At 70.8% G+C, this 20,774-nt stretch carries 11 protein-coding genes and 1 pseudogene; 2 read left to right on the top strand and 10 right to left on the bottom strand.

Translation table 11 applies throughout. The features are described from left to right. Window positions 1-183 precede the first annotated feature (183 nt). Entirely contained in the window at window positions 184-2,871 is a 2,688-nt protein-coding gene (locus JNW87_RS00270) for a glycosyl hydrolase (RefSeq protein ID WP_238452678.1), read from the bottom strand. Between the two features lie 108 nt (window positions 2,872-2,979). On the opposite strand from JNW87_RS00270, the gene JNW87_RS00265 reads away from it, so the two are divergent. Further along, on the top strand, window positions 2,980-3,327 hold the full coding sequence (locus tag JNW87_RS00265) for a transposase (protein ID WP_236647934.1): 348 nt from the start codon (window positions 2,980-2,982) through the stop codon (window positions 3,325-3,327). Continuing rightward, a complete protein-coding gene (locus tag JNW87_RS00260; RefSeq protein ID WP_109802215.1) occupies window positions 3,324-4,502 on the top strand; it encodes an RNA-guided endonuclease TnpB family protein in 1,179 nt (392 codons plus the stop codon). The genes JNW87_RS00265 and JNW87_RS00260 overlap by 4 nt, the downstream gene beginning before the upstream one ends. Window positions 4,503-4,636: 134 nt before the next feature. On the opposite strand, the gene JNW87_RS00255 is transcribed toward JNW87_RS00260, so the two are convergent. The 9 genes and pseudogenes from JNW87_RS00255 to JNW87_RS00215 all read right to left on the bottom strand — a co-directional run bounded on the left by JNW87_RS00255 (window position 4,637) and on the right by JNW87_RS00215 (window position 20,759). Next, the gene (locus tag JNW87_RS00255; protein ID WP_238452677.1) at window positions 4,637-8,494 is read right to left on the bottom strand and encodes a family 78 glycoside hydrolase catalytic domain; all 3,858 of its coding nucleotides are present in this window, start codon (window positions 8,492-8,494) and stop codon (window positions 4,637-4,639) included. Then, window positions 8,416-9,366: an alpha-L-rhamnosidase N-terminal domain-containing protein gene (locus JNW87_RS00250; RefSeq protein WP_238452676.1), complete on the bottom strand. Its 951-nt coding sequence runs from the start codon at window positions 9,364-9,366 to the stop codon at window positions 8,416-8,418. Before JNW87_RS00250 ends, JNW87_RS00255 begins: the two co-directional genes overlap by 79 nt. Beyond that, window positions 9,363-13,421 carry a family 78 glycoside hydrolase catalytic domain gene (locus JNW87_RS00245; RefSeq protein ID WP_109802217.1) on the bottom strand — a complete coding sequence of 1,353 codons (4,059 nt, stop codon included), beginning with the start codon at window positions 13,419-13,421 and terminating at the stop codon, window positions 9,363-9,365. Before JNW87_RS00245 ends, JNW87_RS00250 begins: the two co-directional genes overlap by 4 nt. A 65-nt stretch (window positions 13,422-13,486) precedes the next feature. Further along, on the bottom strand, window positions 13,487-14,596 hold the full coding sequence (locus JNW87_RS00240; protein WP_238452696.1) for an alpha-L-rhamnosidase C-terminal domain-containing protein: 1,110 nt from the start codon (window positions 14,594-14,596) through the stop codon (window positions 13,487-13,489). Between the two features lie 24 nt (window positions 14,597-14,620). Then, a pseudogene (locus JNW87_RS00235) lies at window positions 14,621-16,434 on the bottom strand (family 78 glycoside hydrolase catalytic domain); the annotation flags it as partial. Window positions 16,435-17,571: 1,137 nt separating this feature from the next. Next, window positions 17,572-18,702, bottom strand: a complete 1,131-nt coding sequence (locus JNW87_RS00230) for a hypothetical protein (protein ID WP_238452675.1) — start codon at window positions 18,700-18,702, stop codon at window positions 17,572-17,574. Window positions 18,703-18,713: 11 nt separating this feature from the next. Next, the gene (locus JNW87_RS00225) at window positions 18,714-19,451 is read right to left on the bottom strand and encodes a LamG-like jellyroll fold domain-containing protein (RefSeq protein WP_238452674.1); all 738 of its coding nucleotides are present in this window, start codon (window positions 19,449-19,451) and stop codon (window positions 18,714-18,716) included. Continuing rightward, window positions 19,448-20,425: a family 43 glycosylhydrolase gene (locus JNW87_RS00220; RefSeq protein ID WP_146231090.1), complete on the bottom strand. Its 978-nt coding sequence runs from the start codon at window positions 20,423-20,425 to the stop codon at window positions 19,448-19,450. The genes JNW87_RS00225 and JNW87_RS00220 overlap by 4 nt, the downstream gene beginning before the upstream one ends. Before the next feature lie 118 nt (window positions 20,426-20,543). Further along, window positions 20,544-20,759: a helix-turn-helix domain-containing protein gene (locus JNW87_RS00215; RefSeq protein ID WP_109802221.1), complete on the bottom strand. Its 216-nt coding sequence runs from the start codon at window positions 20,757-20,759 to the stop codon at window positions 20,544-20,546. Window positions 20,760-20,774: the final 15 nt, after the last annotated feature.

The raw sequence follows: 20,774 nt of genomic DNA, 5'->3' as shown, positions 1-20,774 counted from the left end.
TGCGGCCCGTCTCCGGGTCCCAGATCTCGGGCACCTGCGGCACGCTGACCGTCACGTCGGTGCGTACGGTCGCGGCCGAGAGGTTGGTGACGAGCACCGCGTCGTCCGCCGCCCGCTTCACATGCCGTACCCGGATGTCGGGGCTGGCCGGCGAGAGGGTGACGCCGGGGTCGATCCGCTCCTTCAGCGTCGCGGCGAGGTCGGCGCGGGACGGCAGGTAGACGGCGAGGCCGCCGGCGCCGCTGGTCCTACGGGCGGCCGACGGCGCGGCGGGGTCGGTGCCGAACAGGGCCGCCAGCCGCTGGCGCAACTCGGCGTCCCGGCCCTCCGCCTCCCGCGTCGGCAGCCGTCGACGGCCACGAGCGTGCCGCCCTGGGCGACCAGCCGCTCCGCAGCGGCGAGCGCCTCCAGCGACAGCACGGTCGTCTTCGGCATGACCAGGGCCTGGAAGGTCTGGTCGTGCAGCCGCAACCGGCCCTCGTCGACGGTGAGCCCGACGTTGAGGTCCGGGTCCCCGGCCAGCGCGAGTTCGTCGAGATAGTCGAAGTCCAGCTGCGCGGCGAGCAGTGCCTTGGACGTGCCCTTCCACGAGCCGTCGACCTCGCTCAGGCCGGGACCGTTGCCGGCGAAGCCGCGGACCGTCCACGGCGTTCCTTCGGCCATCACCGATGAGCTGGGATAGAGCAGGCCGACCGGGTTGACCGGTGTGGCTCCCCGGGCCGGCTCGACGAGCCGGCCGGTGAACGATGCGTACGCGCCGAAGCGCGGCCAGAACGTGTTCTGGAAGAACTCGCTCGGCTGCGACTCGTAGCGCCGCTGCCCGTCGATCGAGTAGTAGAAGGCGTGGTTGTCGATGAGGTCGACACCGCCGGCCACCTCCCAGGCGACCGTACGCTTCATCTCCTCCATCGACAGGTCCCACCCGAACGCGCCGAAGGTCTCCGCGAGGTTGCGCTTGCGGTCGAACAGGTGCGCCACCGACGAGTTCAGCTTCGGCGTGATGACGTTGGTGTCCAGGCCGCTGATCAGGTCCATGCCGGGTAGCTGGTAGTGCTTGCTCATCTCGAACCAGCTGCCGCCCTCGATCAGCCGGTGGCTGCCGAGGTCCTCCTCGACGAGCGGGTTGGAGATCAGCGCGATGTGGTGCCCCTCCGCCCAGTCGGCCAGCGGCTTGGTGTGCGCCTCGTTGTAGCGGTCGGACAGCGCGTCGTAGTAGTCGATCCTGGTCTTCGTGGTCGCCGCGCCGGTGTCGTACCAGAGCGCAGCAAGCCGCCCGGTGAGGTCGTAACCCGCGTTGCCGGTCAGGTATTCGCGGAACCCGGGCGTCCACGGGATGGAGCCGAGCGAGTCGGCGCCTCCCCGGTTGTCCGGGAAGTTGTTGTAGAAGCCCGGCTCGTCGTTGAAGATGCCCTGGATCGTCGAGCCGAAGTCGTCGCCGAACCGGCGCGCGTACGTCTCGTGGGTGATGTCGATGAACTTCTGGGTCGCCTGGGGGTTGAGCATGTCGACGTACGGCTGGTCGGGCTCGAGGTCCGGGTGGTAGTTGACCAGCGGCCGCTGCACGAGGTGCAGCAGGCACCAGTGGCCTTCCGGCACGTCCCAGCGCAGCCGGCCGTCGGCGCCCACCTTGCCGGTCAGCTCGACGGCCGAGTCGCCGTCAAGGGCGCTGCCGCGGGCCTGCCCGCTGGTCACGCAGCTGCCGTCGCCGCGCTTGCGCAGGGCGACGGCGGCGACGAGCGAGGACGCCGGCGACTGGGTGACGTCCCAGCGGGCGAGGCCGGCGGAAAAGTCGTCCGCCAGCAGGGTGGCTCCGCCGTCGAGCGCGGTGACCTTCAGGTTGTCGAAGCGGGCCCGTTCGTCCTGGCCGGAGCGCAGGCCGACGCGACCCTTGGCGAGCGCGCCGATGCGGGGGTCGCTGCGGCTGCCGACCTCGCGGCCGTCGAGGAAGAGCGTCACCGTGTCGCCGCGGACGTCGGTCGCGACGTGGTGCCGCTCGCCGTCGCGCATCGTCCTTCCGGCCGGGATGCGGGCGCCGACGAGCTGGTACGCCCCGTTCACCCGGACATGCACGCCGAACGTCGAGGCGGCCTCCGGGTTGTACGGGGAGGTCGTGGTCAGGTTGACCATGACGAGGTTGGCGGCGCCGCGGCTGTGCATGGTCCACCCGCCAGAAAGCGCGTCAACGGTCAGGTCGAACTCCATCCGGTAGCCCGACCAGTCGGCCCCGTCCTTGGCCAGGCCGACCTCTCCGCCGTTGACGGTGAGGACCCCTTCGCTGACTGACCAGCCGCTCGGCACCGACACCGGTACCGGCTGGTCGTAGTCGACCGGGCCGGTGACGTCCTTGGCGACCGGGGTGAGATACCACGGCAGGTAGTCGGGATCGGCGGGCACGGTCCTTCCGTCGACGTCGCCGCCGGAGACCGTGCGGCCGCCGGCGAAGCCGCTCGGCCAGTTGAGGTCGTCGTAGAGCCAGGCCTTCATGCCGCGGCGCTTGGCCTCCGCGAGGGCGAAACCGACCTTGTCGAAGTAGTCCTTCGACAGGTAGTAGCTGTTCTCGGTGACGCCGAAATCCCCGCCCAGCCCCTGCCGCGGATGGATGAAGAACTCCTCGATGCCCTTGGCCTTCATCTCGTCGAGCTGCCGGGACAACTCGTCCTCGGTGAGCTTGCCGTTCCAGAACCAGAAGGCATGCGGCCGATCCGTCGCCGGCGGGTTTGTGAACGTGGCCGGATCCAGCCGCCCGGTCTTCGCGTCCCACCCGGCCTGCCCGGTGCCGCTAGGGCTGGCCGCCGCGGCCAACGGAACGGTAGCTGCGAGCAGCAGCGCCGCCACGCCACCCGCCGTCCAGCTGATGAACCGTCGCGCCATCAGGATCGCGCGGAGGGGACCGGCGCCTTCAGGTGTCGGGTGGATCCGCGCTCCCTCCCTTCACTGCTAGTTGTGGACTGTCGGTACCTTGGTGGTGTGGTTCGTGGGGTGCGGGCTTCCGCCGGGGGTGGGTACGACCACGGGTACCACGTGGTGTGGTGCCCGGGGTACCGTCGAGTGCTGACCGGCCTGGTCGCGGTCCGCCGTGAGGAACTGATCCGCGCCAGGTGCGACGAGCACGGCTGGCGGGACTTACCGTCGTACATCGCGAGCCAGCTGAAGGGCTTCACGTCCCGGACGTTGGGGGAGGAGATTCCGTCGCTGCGGTCCCGGCTGCCGACCCTGTGGTTCGGGTCGTTGTTCGTGGCGACCGTCGGCGCGGTGTCCGCCGCGACGGCACGGCGGTACCTCGACACGCAGTACGAACGCCCCTGGCTTAAGGGCGGGCCGTCGTGAGGCGGGCGTACAAGTTCCTGTTGCGTCCTACCGTCAAGCAGGCCGCCGCCATCGCGGCCTGCTTGAACGATCACCGGCACCTGTACAACGCCGCCCTGGAGGAACGTCGCGAGGCGTACCGGCGAGCCCGCACCACGATCCGCTACGGCCACCAGTCCGGACAGCTCAAGGACATCCGCCGGACCGACCCGGACGGGCAGGGCCGTTGGTCGTTCTCGTCCCAGCAGGCCACCCTTCGCCGGCTCGACAAGGCGTTCGCGGCGTTCTTCCGCCGCGTCGAAGCCGGACAGACCCCGGGATATCCGCGCTACAAGGGCGTCGGCTGGTTCGACACCGTCGAATGGCCGAAAGACCGCGACGGGTGCCGGTGGAACTCTGCTCCCGACTCCGGACAAACCCGCGTCTACCTGCAAGGCGTCGGGCACGTCCGGGTCCACACCCACCGCAAGGTCGACGGCACCGTCAAGACGATCAGCGTGAAACGCGACGGGCGCCGCTGGTATCTCATCCTGTCCTGTGACCAGGTGCCAGTCGAACCGCTGCCCGCCACCGGCAGGGCGGTCGGTGTCGACATGGGTGTCGCCTCGTTCCTCACCACCTCCGACGAGATTGAGGTCGTCAACCCCCGACTCCTCGCCGCTTCGGCCGCCCGGCTCGCGGCCGGCCAGCAGGCGTTGGCCAGGTGCAAGCGTGGCTCCGGCAGGCGCCGTAAAGCCCGTGAGCGGGTCGCCGCCCTGCACGGCACGGTGCGCCGGCAGCGCCTCGACCACGCCCACAAGACAGCCCGGTGGCTGGTGCGCCACCACGACCTGATCTGCCACGAAGCGCTGCAGATCCGCAACATGACCCGCTCCGCCGCCGGCACCGTCGACACACCCGGTGTCAACGTGGCCGCGAAATCCGGGCTGAACCGTTCGATCCTCGACGCGGGTTGGGGGGTGTTCCTCACCGTGCTGCACGCCAAGGCTGAAAGCGCCGGACGTACCGTCGTCGAGGTCGACCCCCGCAACACCTCCCGCACCTGCCATGAGTGCGGACACTGCGCCCGGGAGAACCGCGTCACCCAAGCCGAGTTCCGATGCGTCGCCTGCGGGCATACCGCGCACGCAGACGTGAACGCGGCCAGGAACATCTTGCGGGCAGGGCTTGCCCGTCAGACCGCCGCGGCGGTCTGAGAAGCCGGTGCCTTCAAGCATCGGAGGAGTCACGACATCCCCTCTGGTCACTCGGACACTGTCGGCTGATCGGGTCCGTCGCCACCGGCTGCGGCGGTGCGGCGCCGACGAGCTCCCCGGCTGAACTCGGGCGCTCATGGTTTGACCTGCGCCCCGTACGCCTCGAGCTCGGCGAGTTGGAGCCGGTACAGGCCCCGCTGGGCGTCGTCGCCCGCCGGCTCGCCGAGCACCGTCACGTACACGCGGACGTAGCGTGCGGTCACGGCGCCGTCGAACGTGTACGCCTGCGGTGTCGTGCCCTGCTGCACGTGATCCGTTACGGTCCGGACGGCTTTCCACGTCGACCCGTCGTCGGACGTCTGGATCTGGAACGTGCGCGGGAAGGCGGCCCCGTCCGCCGGCACACCGTTGTCGTTCGGTGTCTGCGTGCGCGGATGGAGCACGACCCGGTCCAGGGAGGTCGGCGCACCGAGGTCGACCGAAAGCCACTCGACGGTGTCGCGGCTGTTCGCGGGCGGGTCGCTGGTGTAGCCCTTCGCCGAGTCCTCGCTGCGGCGTTTACCGTCCACGAGCAGGCTCTTGGACCAGTTGGCGACCTCCAGGCTGTGCGCGGCGGCGACCGGCCGGCCACGGGCCAGGTTTCCCAGCCTTACCGTGGCCGGCAGGCGCAGCTCATCCGTACGCCCCTCGGGCTGCAACGTCAGGGACAGGGCAATGTCCGCGCTCGCCGGTACGGCGGCCCCGGTTGGCGTCAGCCGGAGCTGCACGTCTGCTGCGCCGCCGGCCGGGACGCGCAGCTGCGCTGTCGCCGGTGACACCGTCCAGCCTTGGGGGGCGCTCGCCTCCGCCGTGCCCGCCAGTGCCACGTCGGCCGCGTTGGCCACCGGCACGTCGACGGTCACCGGCGTGCCGGGTTGATCGGGCCAGGCGCCGGCGCGGGGAGTCCCGACCGTGACGGCGGGCCGCACGGCGAGGAACTCGTCGTATGCGGTGTCCGCGGTGCCGCCGCCGGCGGTCCAGCCCAGCGTGAGATGCAGCGGGACGCTGTCGGCGGACGCGGACAGCGGCGCGGTCACGTCCAGCGGCACGGAGAAGGCGTCCCCGGGGCGGATGGCACCGGTGCCGGTGTCACCGCCGGCCCGGACCGTCCAGCCGTCCGGTGCGCCCGCCGCCACGCCCACGTCGCGCACCGGCGCCGCGCCGCTGTTGCGTACGACCGCGGTGAGCCGCGTCGTGCTGCCCGCGACGAGCGGCTCGTCGACCCCGGTCAGCTCGACGGTGATGCCGAGCAGCACAGCGGACGCCTCCGACAGCGCCTTGTGCAGCGCGGTGAGCGTCTGGCCCAGGCGCTGCCGATCCGCGTCGGGCAGCCCGTCCTGGCGGTCGAGCCACCGGGACATGTGCGCCTCGGCGGCCAGAGTCTGCTGCACGAGCTGGCCGGCCACGTCGATGTCGCCCCGCGCGGTCTTCTCCAGCGACTGGCGCAGCGCGTCGGCAATGCTGCGCGTGCGCGCGTCGGCGTAGCCGCGCTGACCCGGGTTGAGCTGCGCGTCGGTGACGGCGTCGCCCAGCGCCGAGGCGGCATCGGTCGCCGCGCCGATCCGGGCAGCCTGGGGGCCGGTTCGGAAGGCGTACGTGCCGGAGCCGACGGAGAACACCGCTCGCCCGCCTGCGAACTTGACGAACGTGACGCCGGGCGAGTCCGCCGCGGGCCGTCCGCTCTCGATCACGGCCCAGCGGTTGGCGGCGGGGACGGAGACCGTCGCGGTGGCCCCCACCGGCACGGTCACGTCCAGGTCGAGAGCGCCACCATCGCGCTTGCGCCAGCCGCTCGCCACCACGCCGCGTACCGTGTTGAGACGCGCCGACGCGGAGGTGAGGTCGCCGACCAGCTGGGGCGCCACGTCGAAGCGCTCGTAGCCGGGCGCGGTCGGCCGGATGCCCGCCAGGTCTTCGTAGAACCACTCGCCGATGGCGCCGCCGAGGAAGGCGTGGTCACGAGAGCGCGCACCGAGGTCCCACCGTTCCCACAGCGACGTCGCGCCGTTGTCGATCCAGTAGCCCCAGGAGGGGTAGGTGCGCTGCGTGGCGATCCGGTAGGCCAGGTCGCCGTAGCCGCGGCGGGTCAGCTCGGTGAGCAGGAACTTCGTTCCCAACGCGCCGGTGTCGAGATGGTCGCCCTTGACGCCGATCTCACGCACGAGACGGGCCACGACGGCGTCCACCTCGTCCGCCGGCACCATGTCGAAGGCGAGCGGCAGGAGGTTGTTCGTCTGCCGGTAGCCCGGGTCGGAGGACGTCACGTACGCGTCTCCGCGCAGGAACGCCGCGTTGAAAGCGTCCCGGATCTTCGCCGCCGCTGCCCGGTAGCGCCCGGCATCGGCGTCCTTGCCGAGGGCGTCCGCGATCTGAGCCATCGCCGAGACGTTCGCGTAGGCGTACGCGGTGCCGGCCAGGGTCGGGTCCTCGGGGCTGTTCCCGCCGTAGCCGGGAGCGAGGTAGTCGTTGAGCGAGCTCGAGTGCAGACCAGCCGGCGCGCGCCCGATCTCGTACTCGATGTACTCGCGAATGTCGGGGTAGTGCGCCGCGAGGATGTCCCGGTCGCCGTAGCGCTCGTACATCGCCCACGGGATCAGCACGTACGCCGCATCCCAGGGCGGCGCCTGGCCGGGCCACCCCAGCCCCCAACCATTGTCCGGCGCGATGCCCGGCACCAGGCCGTCCGCGCCCTGACTGTCCCGGATGTCGCCCAGCCACTTCTCGTAGAGCCGCCGCATGTCGAACTCGAACATGTCGGTCTCGGCCATGAGCTGCGCGTCGCCGGCCCAGCCGTTCTTCTCGTACATCGGGGTATCGGTGGGGATGCCGTGGGTGTTGTTGAGAACCGTGTGCCGGGTCAGCTCACGCACCGTCTCGAACAGCGGCTGGGAGCTCGACCAGTCTCCGACCGAGGCGAGGTCGCTGTGCACGACCCGGGCGTCGAGGTCTTCGATGGTCGGGGTGCCGGGCCAGCCGGTCACCTCGACGTACTGGAAGCCCTTGTAGGTGTAGCGGGACTCCCATTGCTCCGGCTCGGCGCGCCCGGCGAGCACGTACTCGTCGGTCTGGAAGCGGCCGGTGACGAGACCGTTGGCGGACACGAGGTTGCCGCCGGCGTCGAGCATTTCGCCGTAGCGCAAGGTGACCTTGGTGCCGCCCGCGCCTTGCACGCGGACGCGCGCCCAGCCCGCGACGTTGCGCGGCAGGTGGAACACGTACACACCGGAGCGCGGTGAGGTGACCTTGGTCGGGCGCAGCGTCTCGGTGACCCGGATCGGCTCCTGGCTCTCGGCGACGAGTCGCCCGGCCGGGGCGGTGACCACCACGGCCGGCCGCCAGGCGCCGGCGTCGAAGCCCGGCGCGTCCCAGCCCGGCTGCTCGGTGCGGGCGTCGTAGGTCTCGCCACCGTAGAGCGAGTCGTACCGCACCGGCCCCTCGGCCGTGCGCCAGGACCCGTCGGTGGCGATCACCTGCCGCGTGCCGTCGGTGTACTCGATCTCCAGTTGGCCGAGCACCCGCGGTTCGCCCGTCCACTGCGTGGTGTGCCAGTTCCAGACGTTGGCCTGGGTCATGCCGTAGAAGCCGCGGCCGAGCCGTACGCCCAGCGCGTTCGTCCCCGGCCGCAGGTTGCCGGTGACGTCCCGGGTGACGTACTGGACGGTGCGGTCGTAGCGGGTGAAGCCCGGTTCGAGCACGGTGTCGGTGGTCGGCCGGCCGTTGAGCGTGGCCTCGGCGTACGCGACGCCGCTGAGGTAGAGGCGCGCCCGGCGTACGGGCGTGTCACGGACGGCGAACTCCTTGCGCAGCAACGGCTCCGGAGCCGTCGGGGCCGCCGGCGAAACCTGGCCCCACGGGCTGCCGCCCCAGGCGGTGATCACCTTCGCGGCCGGCCACGCCGTGTCGTCGAATCCCACCTGCTGCCAGCCGTCGGTCGGCCCGGTGGCCGACGCCACGTCCCGTCCGTGTCCACCCGGGTCGTCGTTCCGTCGGCGTAGCGCAGCTCCAGCCGGCCGAGCAGCCCGGCGGGGCTGACCCGGCCGTTGGTCGCGGCCACCGCGAGCACGTTCGCACCGTCGCGGACCGCGGAGGTGACGTCGGTGACGACGGGGCTACGCCAGCTTTCCAGCTCCGGACGCGGGTCGGCGCTGGCCACCTGGGTGCCGTCGATCCAGGCGGTGAAGCCGTCGTCGCCGGTCATGACCAGCCGGGCCGAGGTCAGCTCCGCGACCGAGGGCACCGAGAAGCCGCGCCGGAATACGCGGGTGGCCGCGGGCGCGGAATTTCCCGGCTCGCCCTCCGGATACCAGATCCAGGACGCGCCCTGCAGGTTCGGCTTGTCGGCGGTGGCTACCGGGGCGCCGATCCACGAGCCGGTCCACTGGTTCGCGTCGAGGAAGGCGGTCTCGAACGAGGCCGGAGGGCTGAAGCCGGAGGCGCGGCCCTGCGCGTCCCAGGAGCGGACCCGCCACCAGTAGCGGGTCCGCGACGCGAGGTCCGGCCCGGCGTAGCGCACGTCGAACGTGGCACTTGAGCTGACGCGACCGCTGTCCCAGACGTCCGCCTCGCCCGGCTCGAGCCGGCCCGGCGAGGTGGCGACGAGGATCTCGTAGCCGGTCTGGCGCTGACCGCGCTCGGACGATGACAGGGTCCAGCCGAGCCGTGGGCGGGCCGCGTCGATGCCGAGCGGGTTGTGGGCGTGCTCGGTCTCCAGGGCAGTCACGCTCAGCGCGGGAGCGCTCGCGGCGACCGCTGGGGGCGGTGCCAGTGAGACGACCAGGGCGACGAGCGACAAGGCGAGGAAGGCGTTTCGGGGGCGTGAGCTCATGACGAGTAGGCCTCCAGCTCCAGGATGCGGCTGTACGTGTGGTCGTTGGAGTCCGTAACGACGAGCCGCAGCGCGGTCGCCTGGACCGGTGCAAAGGTGCGCTCGAGAAGCCCGGCCGTGTTGCTGGCGATCGTCGCGACCGGGCGCCAGGTGCCGTCAACCAGCGCCTCCACCGTGCCGTCGCGCACCCCGACGCGCTCCGCTGGGTACTGGGCGCTGTCGAGGGTGAACAGTCGAACGCGGGACAACGTCACCGGGTGGCTCCACGTGGCGGTGAGCGCGTCCGGGAATACCGTGGGGGTGTCGTCGTTCCAGCCGCCGACGCCGTTGCTCCAGGCCGCAGAATCGGTGATCCCGTCGTTGGTGAACGCCGGCGACGATCCTGAGTGGACGCTGGATGCGCTCATCGTCGCGCCCCGCACCCAGTTTTCGGTGGCGATGATGGAGGCGGTGGCCGCGTCGTCCCCGGCTGTCAGGTCCACCCGCCCGGACAGCGCCGAAGCATCTGTCCGCTCTACCCGGACCGGCACGGGCACCGTCGTGTGCGGCGGGACCGTAAGGGTTCTCGCCTCGGCCGTTGCGACGAAGCCGGTGCTGGCTTCGACGCCGAGTCGTACGGTGGCCGGATCGTCCATGAGGTTGTGCACGGAGAACGTGGCGGTGGCCGCCTCGCCGGGAACCAGGGCAACCTCCGCGGCGGGAGCGTCGACCGCTAGTTGCTCGCGATCCGCGGGCACAGCACCGTCGGTGTGCGCAACGAAAGACCACGTCCCCGAGCCGACCTCGTAGGTCGCGCGGTCCTCGGTGGTCTGCACCGGCTGGGCGCCGGCGGTCGCGCTCGCACCCCCGTGGCCCGCCCAGAGGGGCACCTCAACCCTCGCCGTCGTGCCGGGTGGCACCGCGACGTCAAGCTGGAATGTGCTGCCCGTTCGCCGCCACGCGGTACGCACCTCGCCGTACGGCGTGCGGACGGAGGACTGGGCGTGGGTGAGGCGCCCGACCACGCTCGGACGTATCTCCAGGCGGCGGAAGCCGACCGAGTCCTCGGCCTGCCGGATGCCCCCGATGCCCGCCGTGAACCATTCGTCGAGCGCCCCGAGCATGAAATGGTTCTGCGAGCCGTAGCCGGTCGGGCCGTCCCAGTACTCGGCGAGCGCGGTGGCCCCGTGGACCACCTGGTAGCCGTAGCTCGGGTTCGAGGTCTGGCTGGCGATGTCGTAGACGACGTCGTCGCGCCCGGCTGCGGAGAGGACCCGCAGCAACGAAGGCAGCGCCACCTCGCCGACCGTGACGTGGTTGCCGGCGGCGCGGATGCTGTCGACGAGGTGCGCCAGGACGGGACCCCGCAGCCCCTCGGGCACGACGCCCATGTCCAGGGCGAGCGCGTCACTGGCCTGGCTACCGGTGGCGTAGGTGCCGGTGTTCGAGTGCAGGAAAGCGGCGTTGAACGCTGCCGCGACCCGCTCGGCAACCGCCTCGTAACGGGCCGCATCGCTGTCGTGGCCGAGCAGGCGGGCGATCGCCGCGAGCGTGACGGCGTCGCGGTGGTAGGCAAATGTCGCCGTCACGCCGTCGGGCGTGCTCTTGTCAATCGCGGCCCAGTCGCCCAGCCCGTAGTCGAGCAGGCCGCCCTTCATCTTGCTGGACAGGTAGTCGAAGTACCGCTGCATCGCGCCGTAGGCGAAGCGCAGGGTGTCGATGTCATCGTACGCGCGGTACATCTGCCAGGGCGCCAGGATGAGGGCGCTGCCCCAGTTCGGCTCGTCGTGGACGTCGCCGGAGAACATCACGTACTGCGGAGCGATGTCGGGGACCACCCCGCTCGGTTCCTGCGCCTCGACCATGTTTCGCACGAGCTCGCGGTAGTAGGCCGCCACGTCGTAGTTGCGGCTCACCGCGCCGAGGACGAGATGGGTCTCCTCCAGCCAGCCGAGCTTTTCCCGGTCTGGGCAGTCGGTCAGGATGCTGTACATGTTGCCCTGGATGGCCCGGTTGATGATCCGCTGGATGCCGTCCAGCAGGGCGCTGGACGAGGAAAACGATCCGGACTCTTCGTTGGCGGCGCGCAGGATGATGCCGCTCACCGTCTCCCGGGTGGGTGGCGACGGTAGGCCGGTGATCTGCAGGTAGCGGAACCCGTGGTAGACGAAGTTCGGGTGCCAGACCTCATCCCCCCGACCCGCCAGGGTGTAGTGGTCGAGGATCGGCGGATAGGTGGCTCCGCCCCGGATCATCGTGGACTGGTCGACCAGGCCGTCGACGCCGAGCCGCTCGCCCGGCTGCAGCGTCACCGTGGTGCCGGCCGGGCCACTGACGTGCAGCTCCGGCCAGCCGGCAATGTTGACTCCGAGGTCGAACAGGTACGTGCCGGGTTCCGGCTCGGTGACCTTCACGGTGGAAACCCGTCCCACCGGTTGGATCGGCGGTGCCATCTGCGCGGCAAGCCGCACGCCGGACGTCGGTGCGTCGGTTTCTCCGGCCGCCCTCCACCGGGAGAGGTCGGCGTGGGGCAGGTCCCAGCCGGGCTGCTCCAGTCGGGCGTCGGCGTCCTCGCCGCCGTACCACTGGGTGAAGGTCGTCGGGCCGAGCGCGGTGCGCCAGGAATGGTCGGAGGCGATCCGCTCGACGCGGCCGTCCGCGTAGGTAAGTTCGAGCTGGGCGAGGAGCTTCGGCGGTCCCAGCACTCCAGACCACTTCGTGTAGCGATCCGGGCTGTCCGGGACGATCGAAGTACCGGCTCCGAGTCGGACCGACAACGCGTTCTCGCCCTCCCGCAGCAGGCCGGTGACATCGGCCGTCGAGTAGACCAGGCGCGCGTGGTAGTCGGTGTTCGGCGGCTGCAGCACCGCTTGGCTCACCGTTCGGCCGTTGAGCCGCGCGTCGTAGATGCCGAGGCCGGTGGCGTAGAGGCGGGCGCTGCGAACCGGGGCGTCGAGCGTGAACTGCTTCGCGAACAGCGGCATCGCCGGGAAGTCGAGATTGAACGGGGGCGGCGCCACCTGACCCGACACGGTAGCCCCGGTGGCATAGCCCGTCCCGTCCGCGCCCGCCGTCGCCACGGCGAAGTCGACCGGGAAGTTCGGAGTGCGTCCGTCGTCGGTCACGGTGTCGGTCCGCGGGTAGAGCAGCACGCGGTCCAGGTGGCGGACCTGGCCGAGGTCGACGGTCATGCTGATCGGTTTGGTCGGCACCGGCCCGGAGTAGCCGGCACTGGAATATCCGAAAGGCTGCTGGTTGGTGGTGAGCACGCCGTCGGTGGCGAACCTGGGCTCCCACTTGCCGGGGTAGGTCTTCGGGTCGCTGGAGCTGATCGCCGCGCCCTGCGCCAGGTTGGCACCGTGCGCACCGTCCTGAACGACCACCTCGGCGAGCTGAAGCCGGTAGAGCAGCGAGCTGCCCTCCTTGAGGGGCAGGCCGAGCTTGGTCGTGGTGATGCGGACGTACCGGGCGTCCTGCGGTGGCAGCGTGACCACCACCGGCTTGGGCTTGCGGTCGAGCCAGTCGGGGTTGCCGATCCAGCGCGCCGACCAGTCGTTCGCATCGAGCAGTCCCATCTCCCAGGACGCCGGCTCGCTCCACCGCGACACCCGGCCGGCGGAGTCCCAGATCCGCGCCTGCCAAACCACGCGCTGACGCGAGCGCAGCTGCGCGCCCGCCCAGGGCACGCCGGTCGACTGGTCGGAATCGACCCGGCCGGACTCCCACAGATCCGGGTCGTCGAGCCGCTCCGCCGATGTGGCGGCGCGGACTTCGTAGGCGGTCTGCGTCACGGACCGCCCGGACGAGACCAGTTCCCAACTCAGGTGGGGGCTGGTGTCGTCGATCCCGATCGGCTCGGTGAGCGCGTCGACCCGCAGTCGCTCGACGGTGGTGTTCGCCGCGGTAGCCGCCGCCGAAGGCACCGGGCACCAGACGGCGAGCAGGAGGCCGGCGACCGGCGCGCCGAGGACTCTGGCCATGAGTGTGCCTGGCCGGCGCACCGGATCCCCTCGGCGCAGCCTTGGGATGTGCCGCACCTGCTGGCGCCGGGCGCGCCGCAGCGATCGGGATGCCATCGGGAAACACCTCCTCGGAGTTGGACCGGTCGAAGGGACGTGGAGAGCGAGGGCCGTCGTGGTCCTCACGCGGGGGGCCCGGAGGTGCCCGGGGCGTACGCCTCGAGTTCGATCACCCGGCTGAACTGGCCGTCGTTGCTGCCGAGCGCGACCAGCCGAAGTGCCGTCGTGCTGATGGCGGCGAACGTGGTGTCCACCCGGCCCGCGGTGTTGCCGCGCACCGACGCCACCGTTCGCCACTGGCCGTCGGCGAACGCCTGGACGTCGAAGTCCCGCAGTGAGTAGCGGGCGTCGGGGTGGGTGTGGAGCCGGGCCCGGTCGAGGGTGACCGGACGGCTCCACGTCGCGGTAAGCGTGTCCGGGAAGCTTTGGAAGGTGCCGTCGTTCCAGCCGGCGCCACCGTCCCAGCGCGCCGCGGAGGTGTCGCCGTCGTTCGCCTTGGCGGCCGAGAAGCCGGGCCAGGTGCTGGAGGCGGTCATCGTCGCGACGCGGGTGAGGTTGCCACTCGCCACGAGCGGCACGCTCGCCGTGCTCGTGCCCACGGCGAGACTCACCGTGCCGCTCGTCGAGCCCTGGTCGGTCCGCTCGACCGCGACGGGAACCTCCACGCCCTGCCCGGCGGGCACGGTGACCGAGTCGGCGTCCATGGTCGCGGTGAAGCCGGCGGACGCCGTGACGTGTGGCCGCGCGGTCACCTCGGCGTCGCCGAGGTTGACCAGCCGGAAGGTCGCGGTCGAGGGCCAGCCCGGTACGACCGCGGCCTGGCCGGTGGACGCCTCGACGACCACCGGGCTCGTCTGCGGCGCCGTGTCAGGGGTGCGGGTGATGAACGACCACCGGCCCGAGCCGACCCGGTAGAGCGCGCGGTCACCCTCGATGCCGACGAACGTGGCGCCCGCTGTCGCCGAGGCACGCCAGCGAGCGGAGCCCTCCCCGAACAGTGGCACCGATACAGTGGCGCTGCTGTTGACCGGCACCTCGACGTCGAGGTGCAGACTCTTCCCGTCGCGGCGCCACTCGCTGACGATCCGGCCGTACGGCGAGCGCTGCTCGGCTCGTACGTGGGACATGCCGCCGGTGATCTCCGGCTGCACCAGGAAGGTCTGGTAGCCGGGTGCCGTGGAGCGGATGCCGCCGAGGTACCGGTAGTACCAGCCATCGATGGCGCCGAGCATGAAGTGGTTCTGCGAGGCGCCCGCCGTCGGTCCGTCCCACAGTTCGGTGAGCGTGGTCGCGCCGTGCAGCACCTGGTAGGCGTAGCTCGGGCTGCTCGGATTGTTGGCCAGCGCCTGGACCAGGTCGGCGTGACCGCCGTCGGCGAGCACGTCCAGCAGGGCGGGCAGTCCTATCTCGCCCGTGGACAGATGGTTGCCGCGCGCCTTGACGTCGTCGACGACGTGCTGGAGGACGGCCGCCTGGGCGTCGGCGGGAACCATGCCGGCCCAGAGCGGCAGCGCGTTACTGGCCTGGCTACCGGAGGCGTAGCTGTTCGTCTCGGCGTGGAAGTACTTGGCGTTGAACGCGCCGCGGATCTGTTCGGCCCGCTCTGCGTACGCAGCCTTGCCCGCCGTGTCGCCGACCGCCTCGGCGATCTGCGTCATGGCGGTGGCGAAGCGGTAGTACGCGGTGGTCGCGGTGACAGCAAGCGGGGTGCTCGTGTCGAAGGCGACCCAGTCGCCGAGCCCGTAGGAGAGGATGTGCCCATTCGCCTTGGTGGCGAGGTAGTCCAGGTAGCGTTTCATCGCCGGGTAGTGCTCGCGCAGCACCCGCGCGTCGCCGTACGAGCGGTACATCTGCCACGGCACCAGGATGAGAGCACCGCCCCAGTTCGGGTCGTCGCGGAAACCGCCGGAGAAGACGGTGTATTCCGGTGCGATGTCCGGGACCATGCCGTTGGCGAGTTGGGCGTCCTCGACGTCCCGCACGATCTTGTTGTAGTACGCGCCGAGGTCGAAGTTGGCAGTGAGGGCGTCGCCGACCAGGTGCGACTCCTCCAGCCAGCCGAGCTTCTCCCGGTGGGGCAGTCGGTGAGAACGGAGAACATGTTGCCGTCGATGGCGGTGTTCACGATGTCGTGGATCCGGTTGACCATCGGGTCGGATGTGTCGAGGCTGCCGGTGCGCTCATTGTCGGCCCGCAGCACGATCCCCTGCACGTCGGCGAGGGCGGGTGGGGTGTCCGCTCCGGAGATCTCGATATAGCGGAAGCCGTAATACATGAAGCGGGGGTGCCAGGTGAAGGCGGCATTCGTGGCGGGCGTGACGTCGAAATAGACCGGGGAGCCGACCTGACTCTGGTCGACCCGGCCGTTGGTCAGCGACTCCGCGGGACGCAGCCGCACCTTTGAGCCGGCGGCGCCGCGCAGCGTGACCTGCGGCCAACCGGCGATGTTGCGGCCGAGGTCGTAGAGCCAGGTGCCTGCGGTGACCTCGGTGCGGGAAACGGCGTTGAGGGTCGTCTGCGCACGGATCGGCGGTGCCGCGCGGGCGGTGAGGCGGCTGCCCGCCGTGGGCGCGGTGGTCTCCTCCGCCGGCACCCAGCCGGTTCGGTCACCGTCCGGACGGTCCCAACCGGCGGCCTCCCGCCGAGCATCGTAGTCCTCGCCGCCGTACCAGCTGGAGAAGGTGGTCGGGCCGGCAGCGGTCAGCCACGAGTCGTCGGAGGCGACCACCGCGTCGGTGCCGTCGGTGTACGTGATCTCCAGTTGGGCGACGAGCTTGGGCGCGCCCGTCGAGCCGGTGAACTTCTGGTACCGGCCCGGCGTCGATGGCACGTTGTAGATGCCGTTGCCCAGCTCGAAGCCGAGGGCATTCGCGCCCTGGCGGAGCTGGCCGGTCACGTCGTGGGTCGCGTACTCGACGCGGGTGCGGTAGTCGGTGTTGGCCGGCTCCAGCACCGCATCCCCGACCTTGGCGCCGTTGAGACGCGCCTCGTAGACGCCGAGGCCGGTGGCGTAGAGCCTGGCCCGCGCGATCGGCTTGTCCACGGTGAAGGTCTTCGCGAACAGCGGCATCGCGCCGGGCTTGGCCGGCGGCTTCGGTGCGGCCTGACCGGTCACGGCGGCCACGACGGTGGCCGCGGCCTCGTCGGCGGCCCGCACCTGCACCGTGTAGTTCTCCGGGAAGTTCGGCGTGGAGCCGTCCGCCGTGAGCGTGTCCGTGCGCGGGTACAGCACCAGCTTGTCGACGTCGGTGTCGCGGCCGAGGTCGAGTTCGAGCCAGATCGAGCCGTCCAGGTCCTGGTACTGCCGCTCGTAGCTGGTGTAGCCCATCGGTGGGCCGTCGGTGGTCAGCCGGCCGTCGTGGATGGCCTGCAGGGTCCAGCTGCCGGGGATCTCGAAGGACTCGGAGGCCTTCGCGACGGCGTCGCCGGAGAGCAGCTGACCGGCGCCGTACACCTGCATCTCCGCCAGTTGGAGCCGCGAGACGGGGTACGGCCAGCCTTCCTTGATCGGCTTTCCGAGCCGGGTGACGTCGAGCCGTACGTAACGCCCGTGTCGGGCGGGGAACGTGACGGTGACGGGGTTGGTGTGCGCGAGCCAGGCGGGGTTGGCGATCCAGTGGGCCGACCAGTCGGTGGGCTGGAGCAGCCCGGTCTCCCAGGAGCCGATACCGCTCCAGGGCGACGGACGGTCCTCGGCGTCCCAGGCGCGCACGCCCCAGTAGACCCGCTGACGGGAGTGGAGCGGTCTGCCCTCGTAGCGGACGCCGACGGATCGGTTCGAGGCAACTTTTCCGCTGTCCCACACGTCCCCGTCGCCGGCGGCGAGCCGCTGCGGGCTGGACGCCACGAGCGTCTGGTAGGCGGTCTGGACGGCATCGCGCCGCGTGGCGGACAGCTGCCAGCTCAGCGAGGGTGTCGGGTCCTCGATGCCGAGCGGGTCGGCGAGTGAGTCCACCGTGAGCGCGCCGACCGAGAGGACCGACGCGGTGGCGGCGGGAGCCGCCGCGACGGGCACCGCCCACGCCACCGCGGCGGCGAAGACGCCGGCGGCGAAGACCGCCAGGGGGATGCGGATCCGGCCCGATGCAAGCCTCATACCCGCGGTCCTCTCACTCGATCCTCGAATTAGAACGTTTCAAAGTGACGCCGGTCACTTCTTAACCGACCGGAAACACGTAGCACAACCCCTTGTCCAGATCCGGCCACCTCAGGCGTAGCCCTCCAGCTCCACGACCCGGCTGTAGCCGCGGTCGTTGGAGGCGGTGACCACCAGACGAAGCGCACCGGCCACGACCTGGGGGAACACAACGTCCACAGTGGCCGATATGTTGCCGGAGACACGGCCGACCATCCGCCAGACCCCGTCGACCAGCGCGAGCACCGCGAAGTCGCGCACGCCGTACTGGTCCGCCGGCTGCTGGGGAGCGTCGATCGTGCGCACCCGCACGCTGCCCACCCGCACGGGCGAATCCCAGGCCGCGGTGAGGGTATCCGGGAAGATGCTCTTGTCGTCGTCGTTCCAGCCGCCGCCGCCGTTCCAGAGGGCGTACCCGTGCTGTGCCTGGATCTGGCCATCGTTGACGCGGCTCGGGTGCCAGCCGTCGTGGGTGCTCGATGCGCTCACCACCGCCGTACGCAGCAGGTTGTCGCTCGGGGTGACCGGTGCGGTGACCGACCCGGACCCGGCCCGGACCCGGATGACCCCGGCGGCAGGATCGGTAGCGGCCCGGCTCACCGCTACCGCCCCCGGCGCTGTCTCGCCCACCCCGATGTTGACGGTGCTGGTCTCCGGGGAGGCCGCATAACCGGCAGGCGGCTCGACCTCAACGGGTACGCGTATCGGGTCGTCGGTGAGGTTCGCGACCCGGAACACCGCTCGGGTCGGTTGTCCGGGCAGCACCGGTACGTCGGGGTGTGGGGCGAGCACCGTGGTCCCGGCAGCGGGGTCTAGCCGCACGGGCCGGACGGCGGGCGCGCCGATGGTTGTGCGGAATCTGACGTCCGAGCCCGCGACTGGCACGAGAGTCTGGTCGTCACCGACAAGCCCGGCACCACCCGCATACGGGTCGCCGGGATCGCGTTCGACTCCGTAACAACCCTGCGGGCTCGCCGTGGCCAGCACGAGCGCGAGACGCTGGCCCTCGACCACCTTGAGTCCCGGTTGGAGGACGAGTTGACGCGGCGACCAGCCGATCCGCTCCGGACGGACCGAGGCCGACCACAGTGTCCGGTCGGGCACACCGTCGGACGTGAGCGCGGTGAGGCGCACATCGAGCGGCGCCGTCGGCGGGTTGCGCAGGACCCGTCCGGCCTCCGTTCCGTCCTTGAAGACGGTCACGGCGATCGACGTCAGCGGGCCCGACGGCCGACGCTGAACGTCTGCCCGTAGCGCGCGCCGAGCGCGACCGGGCACGCGTGGGAAAATGCACCTGACTCGCTGGACTGGTCCAGGCCGGGCACCGGATCGGCCTGACCGGGATGCCCGGAGGCCAAGGCCACGACGCTGTTGTCGCAGCGCAGCGGCTGGATCATGCCGTCCGCGTCGAAGCGCAGCGGCTCCCAGTGGTAGTTGGCGAGCGCCTCGTTGGTGTGAAAGTCCCAGAGGTCGCTGAAGTACATGTACACCGGCCGGCCGTCGACCCCGGTCAGCGGCGCGACGTGGGCGGGCTGGCCGCCACAGGAGTTGTCGCTGATCTTGTTGCCGGCGAGCGGCGGCACCCAGGACGCGAGGTCGGACGAGGAAAAGTCGTCGGCGAGCAGCACGCTGCCATCCGGCGCGACGACCTTCGCGTTGTCGAAGCGGGCCGACTCCAGGTTCGCGCCGTTCCATTCACGGAAGCCGACCCCGCCCGCCGGGTAGGTGCCGTCGGTGAAGCTGTCGACCTGGAGACCATTCAGCGTCGTGGTGATGCGCTGACCCGCGACCGTGACCGAGACGTGGTGCCACTCGCCGGGGTGGATCGGATACGGCAACGTCACCGCGTGGCTGTTCACGGTCGCGCCGGCACGCTCCAGCACCGTGAGCTTGCCCTTGGTCTCACCCGACCCGGACAGCAGGAACAGATACCCGTTGTCCGAGGTTTTCATCCGCACCGACCAGCCAGCCTGGGAGCCCGTTGCGTCCTTTTTCGCAGGGGCGCCGTGTCGAACGAAAAGGTGTAGTCCGTCCAGTCGTCGCTGCGCGCCGACAGCCCGTAGAGGCCGCCGCGGACGTCCAGCACCCCGTCCCGCACCGTCCACGCGTCCACGCCGGTCCACGGACCGAGCGGGGTCGGCGCGGTGAGGTACGACGTGCCGGTCCCGGTGCAGTAGCCGCAGTTCGGGTCGGACATCGTGAGGTAGTAGGTGCCGTTGCGCGCGAACAACGCGGGCGCCTCAACCTTGGTCACGCCGACCACGCTGTAGGTGTCGGTCGGCTGAAGGTAATCGGCGGCGAGCCGGAGGACGGCGACGTGCCAGCCCGCGTTGCTACACGTGAGGTAGCCGGTGTCGTCGCGATCGACAAACAGCCCGAGGTCGGCGGTACAAGGGGTCATCGACGGCAGGTCGGGCTCGGGCTGCTCGGCGAACGGTCCGGTCGGACTGTCAGCGGTGAAAACCCGGAAGTTGTCCAGGGCGTCCTGGTCATTCACCCACATCACGTAGCGGCGGCTGGCGCGGTTGAAGACCACGTGCGGACGGAAGCAGAAGGTGCAGTCCCGGGGCGGTACCACGTAGCCGCGGTCGGTCCAGTTCCGCAGGTCGGGCGAGGAGTAGACCTTGAACCCGCAGAAGTCGTGGTTGAACCGCCACTGGTAGCCGCAGTCGTAGCTGGTGCCGTAGAGGTAGTAGGTGCCGCCGAACTGGGCGATCTGGCCGTCGTGTGCGTCGACGGCGTTGCCCGCGGTGTCGAAGCGGGTCTGCTGGCGACCATCCGGGGTGAAGTTGCCCAGGCTCGCCGTGACTTCGGCCCGGGCCGGCTGGGACGGCGTGGCCAGGAATCCTGCCGCCAGCACGAGCACCGCCGTCCAGGCCGCCACGGTCGCTCGCGCGGTACGCGTGCTCCAAATCCGGTGATGCATGGCCACATCTCCAGGTGTCTGAATCGTTTCAAGCAGCCTACGAGCTGGCTGCCCGGCTGTGAAGAAGCTGCGGATGTCCACAAGCGGCCAGGTTGGCCCGGGCTCGGACGCAGCCCGGTCAGACCAGATGGCGGCGCGCCGCCCAGACCACCGCCTCGATCGGCGTGGTCACGCCCAGTCGGTCGCAGATCATCCGAGTGCGCCGGCGCACCGTCCGCTCCGACATGTCGAGGCGCCGGGCCACGGCGTCCAGCGACAGTCCTCGCGCGAGCAGCGCGAGGAGCGCCACGTCGTCCTGGGACAGATCAGGACGTGGCACGCCCGCGGCGTCCACGTGCCGGCCTCCCTC

Source organism: Micromonospora sp. ATA51, assembly GCF_016802855.1.
In the GTDB taxonomy this organism is placed as follows: Bacteria; Actinomycetota; Actinomycetes; order Mycobacteriales; family Micromonosporaceae; genus Micromonospora; species Micromonospora sicca.
This window is presented reverse-complemented; position numbering and strand designations above follow the sequence as displayed.

What these genes read in the sequence shown, in the direction of transcription:
- JNW87_RS00245 (WP_109802217.1), bottom strand. Translation starts at nt 13,421, where the DNA reads ATGGCATCCCGATCGCTGCGGCGCGCCCGGCGCCAGCAGGTGCGGCAC.
- JNW87_RS00240 (WP_238452696.1), bottom strand. Translation starts at nt 14,596, where the DNA reads ATGCTCGGCGCCATCGATGGCTGGTACTACCGGTACCTCGGCGGCATC.
- JNW87_RS00250 (WP_238452676.1), bottom strand. Translation starts at nt 9,366, where the DNA reads ATGAGCTCACGCCCCCGAAACGCCTTCCTCGCCTTGTCGCTCGTCGCC.
- JNW87_RS00270 (WP_238452678.1), bottom strand. Translation starts at nt 2,871, where the DNA reads ATGGCGCGACGGTTCATCAGCTGGACGGCGGGTGGCGTGGCGGCGCTG.
- JNW87_RS00225 (WP_238452674.1), bottom strand. Translation starts at nt 19,451, where the DNA reads ATGAAAACCTCGGACAACGGGTATCTGTTCCTGCTGTCCGGGTCGGGT.
- JNW87_RS00220 (WP_146231090.1), bottom strand. Translation starts at nt 20,425, where the DNA reads ATGCATCACCGGATTTGGAGCACGCGTACCGCGCGAGCGACCGTGGCG.